The organism is Pantoea sp. XY16 (assembly GCF_025153065.1).
Classification (GTDB): Bacteria; Pseudomonadota; Gammaproteobacteria; order Enterobacterales; family Enterobacteriaceae; genus Pantoea; species Pantoea alfalfae.
This window is the reverse complement of record NZ_JANZNP010000003.1, coordinates 132,514-148,635: the sequence shown is the minus strand read 5'-3', so window position 1 is coordinate 148,635 and position 16,122 is coordinate 132,514. Positions and strand designations below refer to the sequence as shown.

The following is a 16,122-nucleotide window of genomic DNA, read 5'->3' as shown; positions in this document are numbered from 1 at the left end:
ATCGACATTGAAGCCGTTGTATGACGATTTGTGGATCTCAACCCCGGAATTCCCGGTGGAAGATGCCGTTAATGACCTGATGATGCATGGCTTTATGCTGCGTCACCCGCGCGGCAATCTGCTGATTGGCCGCGTAGAAAATCCGCTCGATCATGAAGTGATTGCCGATACCGGCGGCGTGATCCGTCACTATCTGACCCACTGGCACGAATCCGCGCCCGGTGCGGCAGTGATCCAGCAGCGGTTTAGCAGCGCGCTTTACTGCCACAGCCGCTCATTAGGCCCTATCAGTCGTTTTGCGGAGCCGGATGACACCTTTTCGCAGCCGGAGACACATTTCGGCGATTTCCATCTGCTGCCAACGCCCGGACACACGCCGGGTAGTTGCAGCTTTCTCTATACCTCGCCGCTGGGGCTAACCTATCTGTTTGTCGGCGATACCGTGACCCGCTCTCATGACAACTGGATCACGGTGCTGGTGCCGGACAGTAATCCGGCTGAGCTGAGTCAGACGCTGGAATTTTATCGCTCGCTACGTCCCGACGTGGTACTGATGAGTACCACGCGCGGCCATCTTTCCTGGAAAAAAGTGACGCTGCAAAGCTGGCTGGCTGCCATTGATGAAGCTGAACAGCATCCCCTGGATCTGCGGGAAAATCCGCTGTTCTGATTACAGTTCTTTGGTCAGATAGTGCCGCTGATGATGATCCATGTAGTTCGCCAGTGTAAGCCGCAGGGTATAGCCGAGTTTTTCGTAAAACGGCCGCGCCTGAAAACTGGCGGTATCTACCTGTGCATAGCGGCAGCCGCGATCCCGCGCCTCCTGCTCGGCAGCCTGAATCAGCCTGCTGCCTGCCCCCTGCCCGCGTAGCGCCTCACTCACCCAGAGCATATCAATCCGCAGCCAGTTACCGGTCGTTGAGCCGGTCAGTCCGGCCAGCTTTTTACCCTGCTCATCACGGATAAACACGCCAATTGACCTGATCGTATTCACATCAATAAATTTGCTGTTGAAGGCATTGAGAGCCAGCCTGACCTCATCCAGATCCTGCGCAGTAACGTTGTCGGTAATCTCAGGTTGCATAGTGGCTCCAGGGGGTTAACTGTCGGAACGCTGACGATCGTCGTAACGCTCCAGGGTCAGCGCATCCACATCGCGTTTTTCGCTGCGGCTGCAGGGCAGCAGTTTATCGCTGTCGCGGTAAACAAAGAAGGTTGCCTGGCTGCGCTGGTTCACAATCAGCTGATCGCCATTGCGAAAGCGGGTAATCGCCACCTGATCGCCCGCTTCTAAGCGGGTTCGCTGCTGACCGGCGGCAATCTGGAAATGATTTTCCGGCCACATCAGGGTGGTTAAACCATATTCGGCACGTGAAACTGTCATGGTCGGCCGACCGGGACAGTTAAGCTGAAATTCGGTTTCACTCCAGGCGGGTGCGATATGACAGGCCAGCAGGCCCAGGGCAATTAACGCTGCCTTCATGCTGTGTCTCCACTGATTTCATTGAGAATTTTCTTAGCTTAACATAGAAAAACCAGAGGAGAGGCGTGAGGGGAGCGTGACTAAGACCATTAAAAGGTGGAATCGGTGTGCGAAAAAACCTGAAAGTTGAGAAAAGATAAAGTAATCCGGCCAGCCTGACAGCGTACCCGCCTGGCCGGATTGTGACTATTCGGCAGCGACCTCGGCGGCCACTAACATCAGCGCCAGCCCGGCATTTTCGCTATCATAAGCCTGCATGGCTGCACGAATATTCGCTGAGCAGGCGAGCACCTGTTGCTTCTTATCGGCTTCCAGCTCGTCAATCGCGTGGCGAATAATCATTAGACTTGCTTCTTCTTCTTTCATCATTTATCCCTGGATTTGCCTAAGTGGTGCGCAAAGGAGCCAAGAATACCGTTTATTGATAAGCAAAGTCACCCCTTTACATTCCTGTTGCTTAACGATTAAACAAATCACAAACAGGAAGCGTAGCGGAAACTGCTATAATTACGTGATTGGTGGTGCAACAGGATAGACTCTGCGCCACGACACTCCCAGGGATTGAAGCAGGTAGAAAATCATGATGCGACTCAGCATTTTTATCCTCATCGCGTTGGTGACTGGATGTTCATCTGGCCCGAAAGGGGTGGAATGTCCGGGTGAGGTCTCGACAATTTATGGTCAGTCGATGGGACAGACACAGGGCGTGATTTTTGACCTGGTTAACAGCTTTACCGTGACACGAGACAATGTCAGCGTTAACAGTGGCCCGCTGCAGTCGCTGGATCGGTTTAAATATGTCCCCTCCGCCGTGACGCGTGAAGGTTACTTTGCGCAGCGCCTGTCAGATAAGCAGTTCCGCCTGATTAATCCTTATCAGGACACCCAAATCACCTGGACCTGTCCATAAGGGATGAATCCTGCTGCCAGATGGTTTATTGTCAGGAAACGTCAAGCAGCAGGGTTCCCCGATGGAAAAGCGTCTGGATAACAACGGTTATATCGACTTCCCCTTCCCCGCTACGCGCAATGCGGATGGCTCGGTTAATCCCTGTGGCTTTGATCTGACGCTGGAAACCGGTCGCCTTGAAGAGATCGTCGTACTGAATCGCTCAGCGAATCTGCGGCGACTGGTCGAGGAGGTTAATTTGCAGGAGGGGCTGTTTATGACCCTGGCCTGTGACTGGCAGCAGCAGGAAGATGCGGTCTGTGGTTTTATCGATGTGGCTTTTCGTCCCGACCTGCCGCAGCACGGTCACCAGGAAGCCCTGCAGCTGGAGGCGAGCTTTCACCATTACCTGACCGGACAGGAGCAGCAACATCAACTGCCCGCCGGGACACTGGTCAACTATGCCCGTTCGGTACTCGACTGGAGCTGGTCGCCGCTGCATCAGCGTCAGCGCGATTACGAAAAAATTACCATCCAGTTCTATTGTCCGCAGGCCGATGACGCCGAATGGTGTTTTGACCATCTGCGTCATTTCCTGGTGAGCGTCTATCCGACCTGCATCGCCGGCCGTTCGCTCTGATCCCCACTTCTCCCGGAGTCGCTATGCGTTCTGCTGCGCTGTCTGTTTTTACGCTGTTCTGCTCGCTGTTTTTTGCCGCGTCGGCCCAGGCCGATCGCTGCCAGCAAATCCGCGCCGGTCTGGATATCGGTTCCGGTACCACCAAAATTGCGGTGGCGCGCGTCAATGTCTGCCAGCAGCGTATCGAAAAAGTGCTGTATCAGGATCAGCGCGCCGTGGCCTGGAACGACGCATTAGCCCATTCAGCGGATAACCAGCTGAGTCCGGCAGTCACCCACGAAGGTGCCGCCGCACTGCAGCAGCTGGTCGCGCACGCACAGCGCTTTCATCCACAGCGAATCAGCGGCGTGGCGACGGCAGTGTTTCGCAATGCCAGCAACGGTCAGGCCGTAATTGAACAGTTGCAGCGCCAGAGTGGTGCGCAAATCAGCATTATTTCGCAGCAGCAGGAAGCGATGCTTGGCTTTCTCTCTGCCAAAGCCGCGCTTAACGATCCGGCAGTACGGGATGAGCAGTTGCTGGTCTGGGATATTGGCGGTGGGTCAATGCAGATGACGGCATGGCGACAGCAGGCGGGCAAGCCGGTAGCGGATATTTACCAGGGCAGACTGGCCTCAGTGACGCTGAAAAACTTTATCCTGACGGTGCTGAAGAACAGCCCGGAGGCTAAATCGCCCAACCCGATTGGTTCCTGGCGGCAGTCGGTGCTGCGCTTTGTGCAGTTTTACGCGACTAACGAAGTCAGCCCCCAGATCAAACAGGATGTGGCCGGTCGTCGGGTGATTGGGATCGGAGGCGTACACGGTTTTTCGATTCGCAATCAGTTACCGGGTAAACCCAACCACTATATGCTGGCGACCCTGAGCCAGCTCTCGCAGCAGCAGGTCTGGAAAGGCGACAGCGAATTGCAGGGTGACTACCGCGCCACTGACGTGAGTAACCTGTTACTGGTGGAAGGGTTTATGCAGGCGCTGAAAATGGATGAGGTGGAGATTGTTGAGGCCAGCCTGATTCAGGGCGTGCTGCTGCAATAGCGCAACGCTTCCACACTTCGCTACACGTCAGATTTAACCAGCCGGATAGCGTGATCCAGCATCCGCTGCTCATCCCGTTCACTGTGGGCGCGCTGCTGGCGGATACGCTTAAGCAGGTCGTAGATTTCGCCACGCCGGGTGTCATGACCGCGCTCCATCAGCACAATGACTGCATCGCCAATAACGCGGCAGACTTCATCATAGTCATCATCATTCAGTGCATCACGTTTCATCGTTTCTCCTCCGGCTGTGACTTTCTTCTCAAAAGGCTAGACAGGAAATGGCGGGCCCGCAAATGCAGCGCCATTAACAGCCGGAAATGATTTTTTAGGCCCTTATCGGGCGCTGGCGGAGCAGAACTCACTATCTTTGCTACGCTTTGAGAGTCTTACTCAAAACCAAGGAGCATTTAAATGTCAGGAAAAATCGAAGATAAAGTAAAAGAAGCCGCTGGCGCAGTTCAGGAACAATGGGGTGCAGCAACCGGTTCATCTGAGCATCAGGCTAAAGGCGCAGCGCGTCGTTACACCAATCAGGCAAGCTATGCTGCACGTGATGCTGCTGAGACCATTCGCGATCAGGTTCAGTCCAATCCTGCTGCCGGTCTGGCCATTGCTGCAGGCGTTGGCGTATTTATCGGCTTCCTGCTGGGTCGTAAGTAATACCGCCACACGTCGACAGAACGGGAGCCACTGGCTTCCGTTTTTTTTGGCTTTAGCTGACTGCATGCTGAGAAACATCTGAAAGATAAGCCTTCACAGGCCAGCTCACGGTGAGTCTTCAGTCTTAATTACGTTCTCTTTCTGACAACATCAAGGTGACCTTATGAAAACGATACCTGCTTTGCTGCTGGTGGCAGCGACCTTAACCTCTCTGGCGGGCTGCTCACATAAAAGCGACGCGATTAAAGAAGATGGCCGTCCCCATGCGCCAAGTGGCCAGTCATCACCGGGCGGCACCCTGGGTTCAGGCCCGGTGGGTCAGCCTCAGTCGTAATACCCTGCCCCGGCACGCGTGCCGGGGTTTGTTTCTCTTTTTTTATATTGAATAGCACCCGTAAAATAAATCCTCTGATAGTTAACCTGCTAGTAATTAAGTGCGGGATTAAAAATATGGAATATCATTATTATAAGAATTGTCCCAATTCTTTTCGCTAATTTCCTACCTCTTTTACACAATTTTGTATATATACCCTGAATAAACAACACTAAAAATGTGGAAACAGTTTAAACAAATATTCTACGGAGAATAAAAAATATTTCTCCCTACTGAACTTTAGACGTAAGAATATTCTCTAATAATGCACAACACCTTTTGTTTAATATTATTGATGCATTAAAGAGAATTCAGCCGTGAAGAAAAGAAAGATTTATCTGATAGACCGACTTTTAACGCTTTATTCTCGATTTTCAGGCAGAACAAAACTGCAGGCCCTGCAGGCCCTGACACCCGGCACAGTCGTGATTTACTCCACCACGGCACTGGGCGATTTTCTGATGAATACGCCGGCTATCTGGAGCCTGAAAAATCGCTTTCCCACCAGCAAATTTATTCTGGTTTCCAGCAAGAAAAATAAGGATCTGGTCAGTCGTTATAACTGGTTCGATAAGATCTATATCTGGGATAACAAAGTGGCGAATTTCCTGCCGCTATTTTTCAAACTGCGTCGCCAGAAACCTGATCTGTCAGTGATATTACACGCCCATTTCCCTTACGATATTATGAGTTCGGTGCTGACCGGCAGTAAAGCAATTGTGCGCGATCATTACGGCAGCGAATCCCCTGTACTGAATAAATATCTTGATCACTATTCAGGTTATTTCGACGACCACACCATTAAGCGTAAGCTGAAACTGATTGAAGCGCTGGGTGCAGAGACAGAGCAGACCCGGATGCATCTTCCCGAGGTAACGAGCAGCTCGGCTGCAACGGCCAGCCATCGCCGTATCGGTTTTCATTTAGGCGCATCAAAAGATATTCGCCGCTGGCCGCTGGCTTCATTCAGCCAGCTGGCGACCGCGTTGCTCGAACGCTGGCCTGACGCTGAAATCATTGTCACCGGTACGGCTGCTGAGCAGCCTCTTGAGAAACAATTTATCGAAAGCCTGCCGCTGCACTGCCGTAAGCGTGTGACGCCAATGGCGGGCAAAACGAATCTCAGCGGCCTGATTACGCTGATCCGCACGCTGAACGTGCTGGTCACCGGCGATACCGGCCCACTGCACATCGCCGTGGCGGCACAGACGCCAACGGTCAGCCTGTTCTCTACCGCCAATCCACGCTATACCGGCCCCTGCCAGGACAGCGATCGCCATATTGTTATTCATCGCCCGGATAAAACGGCGACACAGCATCCGATGGCGTCGATCAAGGCTGAAGAAGTCGAGCAGGCCGTGGCGAAACTGGTGGGGTAATGAACGAGCTTTCTCACGCCATTATGGCGCTGATTGAATACCACAATCAGCCAACCGCCCTGGGCGGGTTCCGGAAAGTGGATCGGGCGGGTTTTCATCTGCAGCAGCTGCCACTGAATGAAGTGGAGTTTGCGATTCTGATGAATGATTTTTTTGCCACGTTCAACGTCTGCTCTGAGCATTATGATGATGCCCGCTATTTTCCGGCGGCGCACCTGCGGCGAATGACACCAATGAAGTGGTTTAAATCTGGCGGATATTGTCCCGTAACGGTCGCGATGTTATGTGAAGCGGCCAGCCGTGGACGCTGGCCTGAAGCAGATTACTGAATAATCATATGGACGAAGGCATCATAGACCTCGCGGCTGCTCAACGCGTTGACCTCACGTGACGCCGGTTGCAGCACCTGATAGTTGACCTTCCACGGATGCCAGCACGCCGGATCGCTGTCACCAAACAGCGCCACCACCGGCAGGCCCAGTGCGGCACCGATGTGCATTGCTCCGCCATCACTGCTCACCAGCCCCTGACATAACGACATAGCCGCAATCAGCTGTGGCAGGCTGGTAGTTGCTACCGCCTTTATCGGCAGGTGCGGACAGAGCGCCATGATTTCACGCGCTTTTTCATCATCCCCCGGATGACGCGGATTATCGCGGCTGCCAGGTGACCAGAGCAGCATGATCTGGCAGGGATGATGCGCCGCGATCTTCTCCGCCAGCCCGGCAAACCGCGTGGCTTCCCACTGCTGACTTGGCTTACGGGCGCTGATCTGGAGTGCATAGATCGGAAGAGCAGAATCAATCGCACAGGTGTCTCGCAGGCTGGCCGCAATAGCCGCATCCGGCCGCAGGGTCAGTTTACCTGGCGCAGTGGCGCTGAGACGCAAATCCCTCCCCAGGCTAAACAGGGTTTCGCTGATATGACAGGGTGACTGGCTGGGCGGCGGCAGTAAATCGCTGATCAGCGGATGCGGCTGCTTCCCCAGCGCGATCACTCTGGCGGGACGTACGATTTTAACCCACTTCAGGCCATGCTGATCCCAGCGGCTTTTGGCCAGAATCACTATGTCGTAACGTTGCTTTTTCAGATTCAGCATCAGCTTCAGTCGCTGTAACACACAGGCCAGTCGTCCCTGCCCTGCCTCACGGTGATGCAACTTGGTGTAATAGAAGAGCTGCCGGATATCGGGATTATGCTGTAACACGGGCGCAGCGTAGTTGTTAGTCAGTACATCGACCTCATACTGGCCCGACTGCGCCAGCGCACTGATGAGCGGCGTGGTCAGCAAGGTATCGCCAATATTATCCCGACAAATAATTAAAACCCGCATGTCTGACATCCTCTGCGCACAGGCTACGCCGTTCTGGCTGAATAAAAGTGAGACTCGCACAATTAACGTCTCTGAAGCGCTAACGTAACGGCATAAGTCAGCAAATTAGTCAGCGCAGATTGAGGTTGGTTCCATGGTCGCCGTATTGTGGAAAGCCGATGGGTGCTTTTCAGGCAAGTGAAATGCCTCACGCATCCGCCGGATGATTGATTTAACAACACCCATGCTAAGGCGTCAGCGTAAAGAAGGAGGAAAGGCCGCGAATGGCGGCCTGACGTGGTGGTTACATTACCGTTATATTAGCTGGCGCTATTTTTCAGCAGGCTGATGGCCAGCCTCATAACGGGTTCAGGTTCAATGCCGGTGAACATGCGGTGAATTTTTTCAGTAATGGCCTCGCGGGTTACCGGCTTATCTTCAGCCACAATTTCCATCACAGCCTGACCAAACAGCAGTCGACATGCCGCAATGGCATCACTTACAGCCTCATCATCCATAATATTCTCCCTGTGTATCGGCAGAAGAGTACACTCCTGCGGCAGCGGGATCATGCTGAACTGTTTATTTTGCGGCACAGATTACAAAAATGAATCCTGTGAAACGCGCGGAGAGCCTGGCGCGTAACCGTTAATGCCGGGCACTGACCTGAAGCAGGGGTTATTAACAAAGAGTGTCGTTCAACAGATCAAGAGCAACATTATAAATCATTGCAGGCTGCGCATCAGGTAACATTACCTTTATCTTTGCTTCCAGTGCGCGGTTAGTTACTGGCTGATTATCTGCTAATAATTCCAGCACAGCCTGCCCAAACATCAGGCGACAGATATAAATCGCGTCTTTTGTATAATTAGCGTCCATAAATCCTCCTTATGAGTGAGCTATTACAGTAACGATATTCAGTCACAAACAGATGCCAGTTTTGCGTTCACGGTTTCTTTTGTAGTGGCATCAGATAATGCATTTTGCAGAAATATTAAAATATTCAGTCGCAGGTAAGAATTTTTCAGGATGTTGATAATGAAAAGTAATTCAGTCATACGTTGAAGGGGACGCTAATCGCCCCTTATTTACTGAGTCAGCAGAGCATCAATGCTGACCACGTCATGGCTGAAGAGGCGAAGAAGGAGAGAATGGAAAAGTGTGAAAAGCGGATACAAAAAAAAGCCCACATCGTGTTTAACGCGATGTGGGCTTAAGCAGACGTTACATATTTTCGATGATCGCGTCACCAAACTCGGAACATTTCAGCAGTTTATCGCCATCCATCAGGCGTCCGAAATCGTAAGTCACGGTCTTGTTAGCGATAGCGTCTTCAACACCTTTAACAATCAGGTCAGCCGCTTTGAACCACTCCAGGTGACGCAGCATTACCCTAATATCAGGAGGTTAATCTATTGATTTAGTGCGATAAAAAACTTAACTGGGGTAGTTCAAACTGTTTTTTATGTGAGGGATTAAGCTATATAGATTTTTGAATTTATTAGGGTTTTGCAGAAAAATTCACTGATAATCTAGCCCGCCACTGAGCGGGTTATTTGTGGTCAGCCCGGCAGTTGACGCTGCCGGGATTTTTAACCAGCCTCACATTTTAGTGAATGTTATGCTTGAGCAACATAATAGCCACATCGTAAACCAGTTCGGGCTTGCAGTCGGGAAGCATTTTCTTCACTTTATCTTCCAGGGCAACCTTGGTTACCAGTTGATCATCGCTGAGCAATTCCAGCACCGCTTGACCAAACATCAACCGACAGATGTGGATTGCATCTGTTGTATATTTATCTTCCATAACACCTCCTCCCGTAAGCGATGCCACAATACGAAGAAGCAGATTCGACCTTATCTGACAGTGCGTTTTTTAAGCAAAGAAGCCACAAAGCAATAAAGTTGAATAACAATTAAAGTTATTGAATTTACAGGCCGGTGGATGAGTTTTCCATTCTTGCTGCAGGACTGACAGTGCAATACTGGCAGCCAGATTATCGCGCCGCTCTGATAGCGCCACAACCACGCTGGCGATTGTCTCCAGCGTCACCGTTTCATCTCTGGCCACCAGCTGCCAGACAGCCTCGCCCATAGTCATGTCAGGCTATGCTGCCTTATAAATAGCTTCTTCAAATCCATTTTTCATATTCCGACTCCTGTTCAAAGAAAACCATTTAAACGTTGTGTTAAACTTATCACAAAATTGTAGCATCTCTTCCAAATTATATTGATCAAACGCACCACTGAAACGATTAACGTATTTACATATAAAGATTTTTTTAATAATTTGAAAACACTAATCATGGATTGATCATAGGAAATGGCTAGTGCAATACAGCAACCAGGTAATAGGATTTTTACAAGGAAATGACATTTTAGCTAAAAATCTCGACAACGCTCTTTTAGGCGTCAAAGAAGCAGTCTCAAACCAGATTGATACTATAGGTGCAGGTGCCAGACGCGCGCTCTATTACACTTCCTGCTTTACCGATGCCTATAACGATGTTTGCCAGCAACAAAAGACTGAGGATACTCGATTCGTAAAAGGTATTTACCATATTTTGCGACATGAAGACATTGTTTATGAAATGCTCACAATCTACTTTAATGAGGTATTTCGCCATAAAACATCTGAACAGTTAGAATACATCAAACGTTTGTTGATGGGGGTGAATATTCATATCGCCGCTAGCTCCCTGATTAATCACGGATTTGTGTTGGCGACGGCAGCCGCCGTTTCTCTCGGATTGCATTTTAATCTAGACATGGCCGCACTTACAGGGCGATTTACAGGTGGTATTATTTTGCTATCAGGTCTTTACGGCGTCGTACAAAACGCTGCTGACAGTGCTCATCGATTAAGTATTCAGTCCCCTACTTATCACAGTGCTCTTTATACACAAGAACTTGAAATGATGTATTTCTTAATAGAGCCATTATTTAAACGCGCTGGTGCTTTCCAGCAACCCCTATCGGATAAAAATATAGCAAACATTATCACCAGGATGATAGGATAATGCTTTTGAATATTATTAAACGATTACTGAGGCGAGTTTTCACATCTCTAGTAGGGTTATACGCTCCACAGGCATTAATAATAACCTATGCAATGATTCAGATAAATTATTTTCCTACCGCCCCGCTTTGGCTTGTGCCGGTTTTCGCCATAGCAGTTATATATATATTTAGTCGATATGTGAAATGGTAATTATAATTAAAATTTTTTAAGCCGAATTTCCAGATCTTTAATCTCGGATTACGGACCGACAGCATTAACCATATTGTTCGCTCTGATTCAGGGTATGTTTTTCCCGGATAGTCCTATATAGCTAATCCCTCTATTCTTTGTATTTTTGATGGTTAGTTTATCAATATATGAAGTCTTAAAGCTCAAACGAAAGCAATAACATAAGATTTTATAAGGAAATAACATGTCTACACCAGCTCATTTATGGCTTGAAGATGAAAACGGATCACCAATTGTTGGTAGTTGCCAGATGCCATTAAGGTTAGGCTCAATTGAATTAAAATCATTCTCACACGGCGTAACTATCCCTGTAGATCCCAGCTGGGGAAAATTAACAGGTACGCGTGTACACAGCCCCATTACAATAGTTAAAGAGTTTGATCAAACAACGCCACTCCTATACCGCGCTGTCTGCGAAGGCCGAACCATGAAGAAAGCGATAATCCGAATGTATCGTATTCTGGAATCTGGCATCGAAGCAGAATATTTCAATATCATTCTGGAAAACGTAAAATTTACAACGGTTGCGCCGTATCTGGCCCCTAACGGTATGAGTAGTACTCATCTCGAAACGCTCGAATTACGTTATGAGGCGATTACATGGAAGTATACGGAGGGTAATGTAATTTACCGCGACACATGGAATCAACGAGCCACATATTGAACAAAAAAAGCCCGGCAATAGCCGGGCTGGTGTTGGCAGATAAAATTAAGAAAACTCTATAAAATCTCATTATTAAAAATATTATTATCCACCCTATCACACACCCAAATAATATTAACTTCACGTTGTTTTCCTATTCATATATCAGGCTCTCTCTAACCATGTTCAAAATATACTCATCTTTAATTTGGCTCCGACTTGTTTAACCGATCAATTCTCCAGAATTGATCGGTTAAACAAGTCGACTGACATAAAGCCCTGTAAAAAAGGTTTATTAGCTAATTCATAGCAACTATTTTTTTGGTTAACCCTCAACCTCAGTATCAGAGCTTTCGTACTTGTGATTCACCATCATCACACAACATCACAGGCAGAACGTTGCGAAGCGCTAACTATCAGCTCCATCACTACCGGCTTAATCAAAGCACGTAAAATGACAAGCCTGACAGAGAATGACACCCCACCAACATTCTACGAGCAGCGCTCACTGGCTGAGCGGTTATATCGTGAACAGGGCATGGACATACAGCACTACCTGGTCATAAAAAACCAGACGCAGACCGATAAATACGACGATGACAGGGGCAAAGATTGACTGGTGGTGGCGGTATAAAACAGTACGATTTAGGTTCAGTTTAGCAGAAGGATTTTGCTGGCGTTTTGCAGGAAAAAGTCAAAAAAAAGCCAACACGATTTTTACATTCGTGTTGGCTATATGTTACGTAAAGCCGATTACATATTTTCGATGATCGCGTCACCAAACTCTGAACATTTCAGCAGCTTAGCGCCATCCATCAGGCGTTCGAAATCGTAAGTCACGGTCTTGTTAGCGATAGCGCCTTCAACACCTTTAACAATCAGGTCAGCCGCTTCGAACCACTCCATGTGACGCAGCATCATTTCTGCAGACAGGATCACTGAACCTGGGTTCACTTTATCCTGACCGGCATACTTAGGTGCTGTACCGTGGGTTGCTTCAAACAGCGCGCACTCGTCACCGATGTTAGCGCCTGGTGCGATACCGATACCGCCAACCTGCGCCGCCAGGGCGTCAGAGATGTAATCACCGTTCAGGTTCATACAGGCGATAACGTCATATTCTGCCGGACGCAGCAGGATTTGTTGCAGGAACGCATCAGCAATCACATCTTTCACGATGATCTCTTTGCCGGTGTTCGGGTTTTTGAACTTCATCCACGGGCCGCCGTCGATCAGTTCGCCGCCGAACTCGTCTTTCACTAACTGGTATCCCCAGTCTTTGAAAGAGCCTTCGGTGAACTTCATGATGTTGCCTTTGTGAACCAGGGTCAGTGAATCACGATCGTTGGTGATGGTGTATTCCACTGCCGCGCGGACCAGACGTTTGGTACCCGCTTCTGAACACGGCTTAACGCCGATACCGCACTGCTCAGGGAAGCGAATTTTCTTAACGCCCATCTCTTCGCGCAGGAACTTGATCACTTTGTCCGCTTCGGCAGAGCCCGCTTTCCACTCAATACCCGCATAGATATCTTCGGAGTTTTCACGGAAGATCACCATGTCGGTCTCTTCAGGGCGTTTAACCGGGCTTGGCGTGCCTTTGTAGTAACGTACCGGACGCAGGCAGACGTAGAGGTCAAGCTCCTGACGCAGTGCTACGTTCAGTGAACGAATACCGCCGCCGACCGGGGTGGTCAGTGGGCCTTTAATGGCCACGCGATATTCTTTGATTAAGTCGAGCGTTTCCTGTGGCAGCCAGACATCCTGACCGTAGAGTTCAACTGACTTCTCACCCGTGTAAATCTCCATCCAGGAGATTTTACGCTCGCCGTTGTAGGCCTTCTTCACCGCCGCGTCGACGACTTTCAGCATCACCGGGGAAACATCAACACCGATACCGTCACCCTCAATGTAAGGAATGACCGGATTGTTTGGCACTGTAAGCTTGCCCTGATTCAGGGTGATTTTCTGACCTTCCGCCGGAACTACTACTTTGCTTTCCATTAACCTCTCCTGGGCGTTTGTTAATGATTTGTAAGATGCGCGTCAATACTACTTGAATATTTCCGTCACGCCAATCACCGCAATTTCACGTTATAATGCGCCGAATGTTTCTGACTGCAAAGCCCATGCGAAAAACAACTCAACGAATTCACCAGGATAAACGATTCAGCCGCCCGACGCGTGATGTGCGACGTGCGCCTGCCCGCCCTGCTGCTCCACGACGTGTCATTCTGTTTAACAAACCGTTCGACGTTTTGCCGCAATTCACCGATGAAGCGGGCCGCCGCACCCTGAAAGATTTTGTCAGCGTCGCAGACGTTTATGCCGCAGGTCGCCTTGACCGTGATAGCGAAGGCCTGATGGTACTGACCAACGACGGTGCCCTGCAGGCCGCGCTGACGCAGCCCGGCAAACGCACGGGTAAGGTCTATTATGTGCAGGTGGAAGGCGAGCCACAGGAGGCGGATCTTCAGCCTCTCCGGGGAGGGGTTAATCTGAAAGATGGCATGACGTTGCCCGCTGGTGTGGAAAAAGTGGCTGAGCCGGCGTGGCTCTGGCCGCGTCAGCCGCCAATCCGCGAGCGCAAAAATATCCCGACGCAGTGGCTGAAAGTCACCCTGTATGAAGGCCGTAATCGTCAGGTGCGCCGGATGACAGCCCATATCGGCTTTCCCACCTTACGGTTAATTCGGTACGCCATGGGAAACTATTCGCTCGACGATCTGGCGCCGGGTATGTGGCGTGAAATCAGCGAGAGGCCTGCCTGAAAATCTATTTTTTATAACCTCAGGTTAACAATTGCGGAGAAGTAATGTTTAAACCTCATGTTACTGTCGCCTGTCTGGTTCAGGCAGAGGGTGAACTGCTGGTAGTGGAAGAGACGATCAACGGTCGTCCTACCTGGAACCAGCCTGCCGGACATCTCGAAGCGGATGAAACCCTGCTGGAAGCCGCCGAACGTGAACTCTATGAAGAGACGGGTATTGCGGCATCGATGCACTATTTCATCGGGATAAACCAGTGGATCGCGCCCGACAGTACGCCTTTTGTGCGTTTTCTGTTTGGCGTCGATCTGGCGGAAAAAGCGCCAACTCAGCCGCAGGACAGCGACATCGATTGCTGCTGGTGGCTGCCGCCAGCGCAGATTCTCACTGCGTCTAACCTGCGTTCGCCACTGGTCGCTGAAAGCGTACGCCTGTGGCAACAGGGCGCGCGCTACCCGTTACATCTGGTCAGCCCGTTCCAGTGGCCGTTTCACGAGGGTGCGCGTCTGCCTTCTGCATGATAGAATGCGCCGCCTGTTTTTTTATCGTAATGCGAGCGTGTCATGTCTGACAACAGCCAGAAAAAAGTGATCGTCGGTATGTCCGGCGGCGTCGATTCTTCCGTTTCCGCCTGGTTACTGCAGCAGCAGGGCTACCAGGTTGAAGGCCTGTTCATGAAGAATTGGGAGGAGGACGATGGCGAGGAGTATTGTACCGCCGCGGACGATCTGGCGGATGCGCAAGCGGTGTGCGACAAGCTCGGTATGAAGCTGCATAAAGTTAACTTTGCCGCAGAGTATTGGGATAACGTCTTTGAGCATTTCCTCGAAGAGTACAAAGCGGGCCGCACGCCTAACCCCGATATCCTCTGCAACAAAGAGATCAAATTCAAAGCGTTCCTGGAGTTCGCGGCGGAAGACCTGGGCGCAGATTTTATCGCCACAGGTCACTACGTGCGCCGCAAGGACGTCGATGGTCAGAGCCAGCTGTTACGCGGACTGGACGGTAACAAAGACCAGAGCTACTTCCTCTATACTCTGAGCCACGAGCAGATTGCCCAAAGTCTGTTTCCGGTCGGCGAGCTGGAAAAACCGGAAGTGCGCCGCATCGCGGAACAGCTGGACCTGATCACCGCGAAGAAAAAAGACTCGACCGGCATCTGCTTTATCGGCGAGCGCAAATTCCGCGACTTCCTGGCGCGCTATCTCCCGGCTCAGCCTGGCGAAATAGAAACTACGGAAGGTCAGATCGTCGGTGAACATCAGGGGCTGATGTACCATACGCTTGGACAGCGTAAAGGTCTCGGTATCGGTGGCCTGAAAGAGAGCAAAGATGATCCCTGGTATGTGGTCGACAAAGATGTGGCGCGTAACCGTCTGATTGTTGCCCAGGGCGGCGATCATCCGCGTCTGATGTCCGTTGGCCTGATTGCGCAGCAGTTGCACTGGGTTGATCGTCAGCCAATCACCGCTCCGCTGCGCTGCACTGTGAAAACCCGCTATCGTCAGACCGACATTCCCTGTGAGATTATTCCACAGGGCGACGACCGGATTGCGGTGCGTTTCGACGAGCCGGTTGCTGCAGTCACGCCAGGTCAGTCTGCGGTGTTTTATCTTGGCGACGTCTGCCTCGGTGGCGGTATTATCGAACAGCGTCTGCCGTTAGTGGCGGAGTAAGCGGGCTCAGCCC

General features: G+C 50.5%; 24 protein-coding genes and 1 pseudogene. 14 read left to right on the top strand and 11 right to left on the bottom strand.

What is annotated here, in order from left to right; all coding sequences use genetic code 11:
• Positions 1–7: 7 nt before the first annotated feature.
• Positions 8–670 carry an MBL fold metallo-hydrolase gene (locus N1689_RS03625; protein ID WP_033782762.1) on the top strand — a complete coding sequence of 221 codons (663 nt, stop codon included), beginning with the start codon at positions 8–10 and terminating at the stop codon, positions 668–670.
• Here N1689_RS03625 and N1689_RS03620 read toward each other — a convergent pair whose 3' ends face one another.
• The 3 genes from N1689_RS03620 to N1689_RS03610 form a co-directional block, all read right to left on the bottom strand.
• The gene (locus N1689_RS03620; RefSeq protein WP_061062233.1) at positions 671–1,084 is read right to left on the bottom strand and encodes a GNAT family N-acetyltransferase; all 414 of its coding nucleotides are present in this window, start codon (positions 1,082–1,084) and stop codon (positions 671–673) included.
• 15 nt (positions 1,085–1,099) lie between these two features.
• Positions 1,100–1,483, bottom strand: a complete 384-nt coding sequence (locus tag N1689_RS03615) for a hypothetical protein (protein WP_135909190.1) — start codon at positions 1,481–1,483, stop codon at positions 1,100–1,102.
• Between the two features lie 186 nt (positions 1,484–1,669).
• Complete coding sequence (locus N1689_RS03610) at positions 1,670–1,849, bottom strand: hypothetical protein (protein WP_013357539.1); 180 nt, start codon at positions 1,847–1,849, stop codon at positions 1,670–1,672.
• Positions 1,850–2,063: 214 nt separating this feature from the next.
• Between N1689_RS03610 and N1689_RS03605 the strand changes: the two genes are divergently transcribed.
• From N1689_RS03605 to N1689_RS03595, 3 genes are all read left to right on the top strand, one after another.
• Entirely contained in the window at positions 2,064–2,393 is a 330-nt protein-coding gene (locus N1689_RS03605; RefSeq protein ID WP_161736080.1) for a hypothetical protein, read from the top strand.
• A 61-nt stretch (positions 2,394–2,454) separates the two neighbouring features.
• Positions 2,455–3,012: a hypothetical protein gene (locus tag N1689_RS03600; RefSeq protein ID WP_161736081.1), complete on the top strand. Its 558-nt coding sequence runs from the start codon at positions 2,455–2,457 to the stop codon at positions 3,010–3,012.
• A gap of 23 nt (positions 3,013–3,035) precedes the next feature.
• Positions 3,036–4,046, top strand: coding sequence for a Ppx/GppA phosphatase family protein (locus N1689_RS03595; RefSeq protein ID WP_260057935.1), 1,011 nt, complete (start codon positions 3,036–3,038; stop codon positions 4,044–4,046).
• 20 nt (positions 4,047–4,066) lie between these two features.
• On the opposite strand, the gene N1689_RS03590 is transcribed toward N1689_RS03595, so the two are convergent.
• Complete coding sequence (locus N1689_RS03590) at positions 4,067–4,279, bottom strand: DUF2767 family protein (protein WP_161736083.1); 213 nt, start codon at positions 4,277–4,279, stop codon at positions 4,067–4,069.
• A gap of 180 nt (positions 4,280–4,459) precedes the next feature.
• Here N1689_RS03590 and N1689_RS03585 point away from each other — a divergent pair, with 180 nt between their 5' ends.
• The 4 genes from N1689_RS03585 (at position 4,460) to N1689_RS03570 (ending at position 6,789) form a co-directional block, all read left to right on the top strand.
• The gene (locus N1689_RS03585) at positions 4,460–4,708 is read left to right on the top strand and encodes a YqjD family protein (RefSeq protein WP_013357534.1); all 249 of its coding nucleotides are present in this window, start codon (positions 4,460–4,462) and stop codon (positions 4,706–4,708) included.
• Positions 4,709–4,871: 163 nt separating this feature from the next.
• Entirely contained in the window at positions 4,872–5,042 is a 171-nt protein-coding gene (locus N1689_RS03580; protein ID WP_013357533.1) for a hypothetical protein, read from the top strand.
• A 356-nt stretch (positions 5,043–5,398) separates the two neighbouring features.
• On the top strand, positions 5,399–6,460 hold the full coding sequence (locus tag N1689_RS03575) for a glycosyltransferase family 9 protein (RefSeq protein WP_260057931.1): 1,062 nt from the start codon (positions 5,399–5,401) through the stop codon (positions 6,458–6,460).
• Positions 6,460–6,789 (top strand): DUF1493 family protein, encoded by a 330-nt coding sequence (locus N1689_RS03570; RefSeq protein ID WP_161736982.1) that lies wholly within the window; start codon positions 6,460–6,462, stop codon positions 6,787–6,789. Before N1689_RS03575 ends, N1689_RS03570 begins: the two co-directional genes overlap by 1 nt.
• On the opposite strand, the gene N1689_RS03565 is transcribed toward N1689_RS03570, so the two are convergent.
• The 6 genes and pseudogenes from N1689_RS03565 to N1689_RS03540 all read right to left on the bottom strand — a co-directional run bounded on the left by N1689_RS03565 (position 6,783) and on the right by N1689_RS03540 (position 9,873).
• Positions 6,783–7,793, bottom strand: coding sequence for a glycosyltransferase family 9 protein (locus tag N1689_RS03565; RefSeq protein WP_260057929.1), 1,011 nt, complete (start codon positions 7,791–7,793; stop codon positions 6,783–6,785). The two genes, N1689_RS03570 and N1689_RS03565, sit on opposite strands and share 7 nt — an antisense overlap.
• A 299-nt stretch (positions 7,794–8,092) precedes the next feature.
• Positions 8,093–8,290 (bottom strand): hypothetical protein, encoded by a 198-nt coding sequence (locus tag N1689_RS03560; RefSeq protein ID WP_033732300.1) that lies wholly within the window; start codon positions 8,288–8,290, stop codon positions 8,093–8,095.
• A 163-nt stretch (positions 8,291–8,453) separates the two neighbouring features.
• Positions 8,454–8,651, bottom strand: a complete 198-nt coding sequence (locus N1689_RS03555) for a hypothetical protein (RefSeq protein ID WP_161736980.1) — start codon at positions 8,649–8,651, stop codon at positions 8,454–8,456.
• A gap of 345 nt (positions 8,652–8,996) precedes the next feature.
• A pseudogene (locus N1689_RS03550) lies at positions 8,997–9,164 on the bottom strand (isocitrate/isopropylmalate family dehydrogenase); the annotation flags it as partial.
• A gap of 217 nt (positions 9,165–9,381) precedes the next feature.
• A complete protein-coding gene (locus tag N1689_RS03545) occupies positions 9,382–9,579 on the bottom strand; it encodes a hypothetical protein (protein WP_253421619.1) in 198 nt (65 codons plus the stop codon).
• 69 nt (positions 9,580–9,648) lie between these two features.
• Positions 9,649–9,873 (bottom strand): hypothetical protein, encoded by a 225-nt coding sequence (locus N1689_RS03540; RefSeq protein WP_161736978.1) that lies wholly within the window; start codon positions 9,871–9,873, stop codon positions 9,649–9,651.
• A gap of 229 nt (positions 9,874–10,102) precedes the next feature.
• Between N1689_RS03540 and N1689_RS03535 the strand changes: the two genes are divergently transcribed.
• The 3 genes from N1689_RS03535 (at position 10,103) to N1689_RS03525 (ending at position 12,281) form a co-directional block, all read left to right on the top strand.
• The gene (locus N1689_RS03535; protein ID WP_260057927.1) at positions 10,103–10,792 is read left to right on the top strand and encodes a hypothetical protein; all 690 of its coding nucleotides are present in this window, start codon (positions 10,103–10,105) and stop codon (positions 10,790–10,792) included.
• A 414-nt stretch (positions 10,793–11,206) separates the two neighbouring features.
• The gene (locus N1689_RS03530) at positions 11,207–11,686 is read left to right on the top strand and encodes a type VI secretion system tube protein Hcp (RefSeq protein ID WP_260057925.1); all 480 of its coding nucleotides are present in this window, start codon (positions 11,207–11,209) and stop codon (positions 11,684–11,686) included.
• Positions 11,687–12,119: 433 nt separating this feature from the next.
• Positions 12,120–12,281 carry a hypothetical protein gene (locus N1689_RS03525; protein ID WP_202605064.1) on the top strand — a complete coding sequence of 54 codons (162 nt, stop codon included), beginning with the start codon at positions 12,120–12,122 and terminating at the stop codon, positions 12,279–12,281.
• Between the two features lie 137 nt (positions 12,282–12,418).
• Here N1689_RS03525 and icd read toward each other — a convergent pair whose 3' ends face one another.
• A complete protein-coding gene (icd, locus tag N1689_RS03520) occupies positions 12,419–13,669 on the bottom strand; it encodes an NADP-dependent isocitrate dehydrogenase (RefSeq protein ID WP_033782681.1) in 1,251 nt (416 codons plus the stop codon).
• Between the two features lie 104 nt (positions 13,670–13,773).
• Here icd and rluE point away from each other — a divergent pair, with 104 nt between their 5' ends.
• The 3 genes from rluE to mnmA are packed head-to-tail and all read left to right on the top strand — an operon-like array spanning position 13,774 to position 16,109.
• Entirely contained in the window at positions 13,774–14,436 is a 663-nt protein-coding gene (gene rluE / locus N1689_RS03515) for a 23S rRNA pseudouridine(2457) synthase RluE (protein WP_260057923.1), read from the top strand.
• Between the two features lie 44 nt (positions 14,437–14,480).
• The gene (locus N1689_RS03510; protein WP_161736356.1) at positions 14,481–14,954 is read left to right on the top strand and encodes an NUDIX domain-containing protein; all 474 of its coding nucleotides are present in this window, start codon (positions 14,481–14,483) and stop codon (positions 14,952–14,954) included.
• Positions 14,955–14,996: 42 nt separating this feature from the next.
• Positions 14,997–16,109: a tRNA 2-thiouridine(34) synthase MnmA gene (gene mnmA, locus N1689_RS03505; RefSeq protein WP_150038179.1), complete on the top strand. Its 1,113-nt coding sequence runs from the start codon at positions 14,997–14,999 to the stop codon at positions 16,107–16,109.
• The last annotated feature ends 13 nt before the right edge of the window (positions 16,110–16,122 follow it).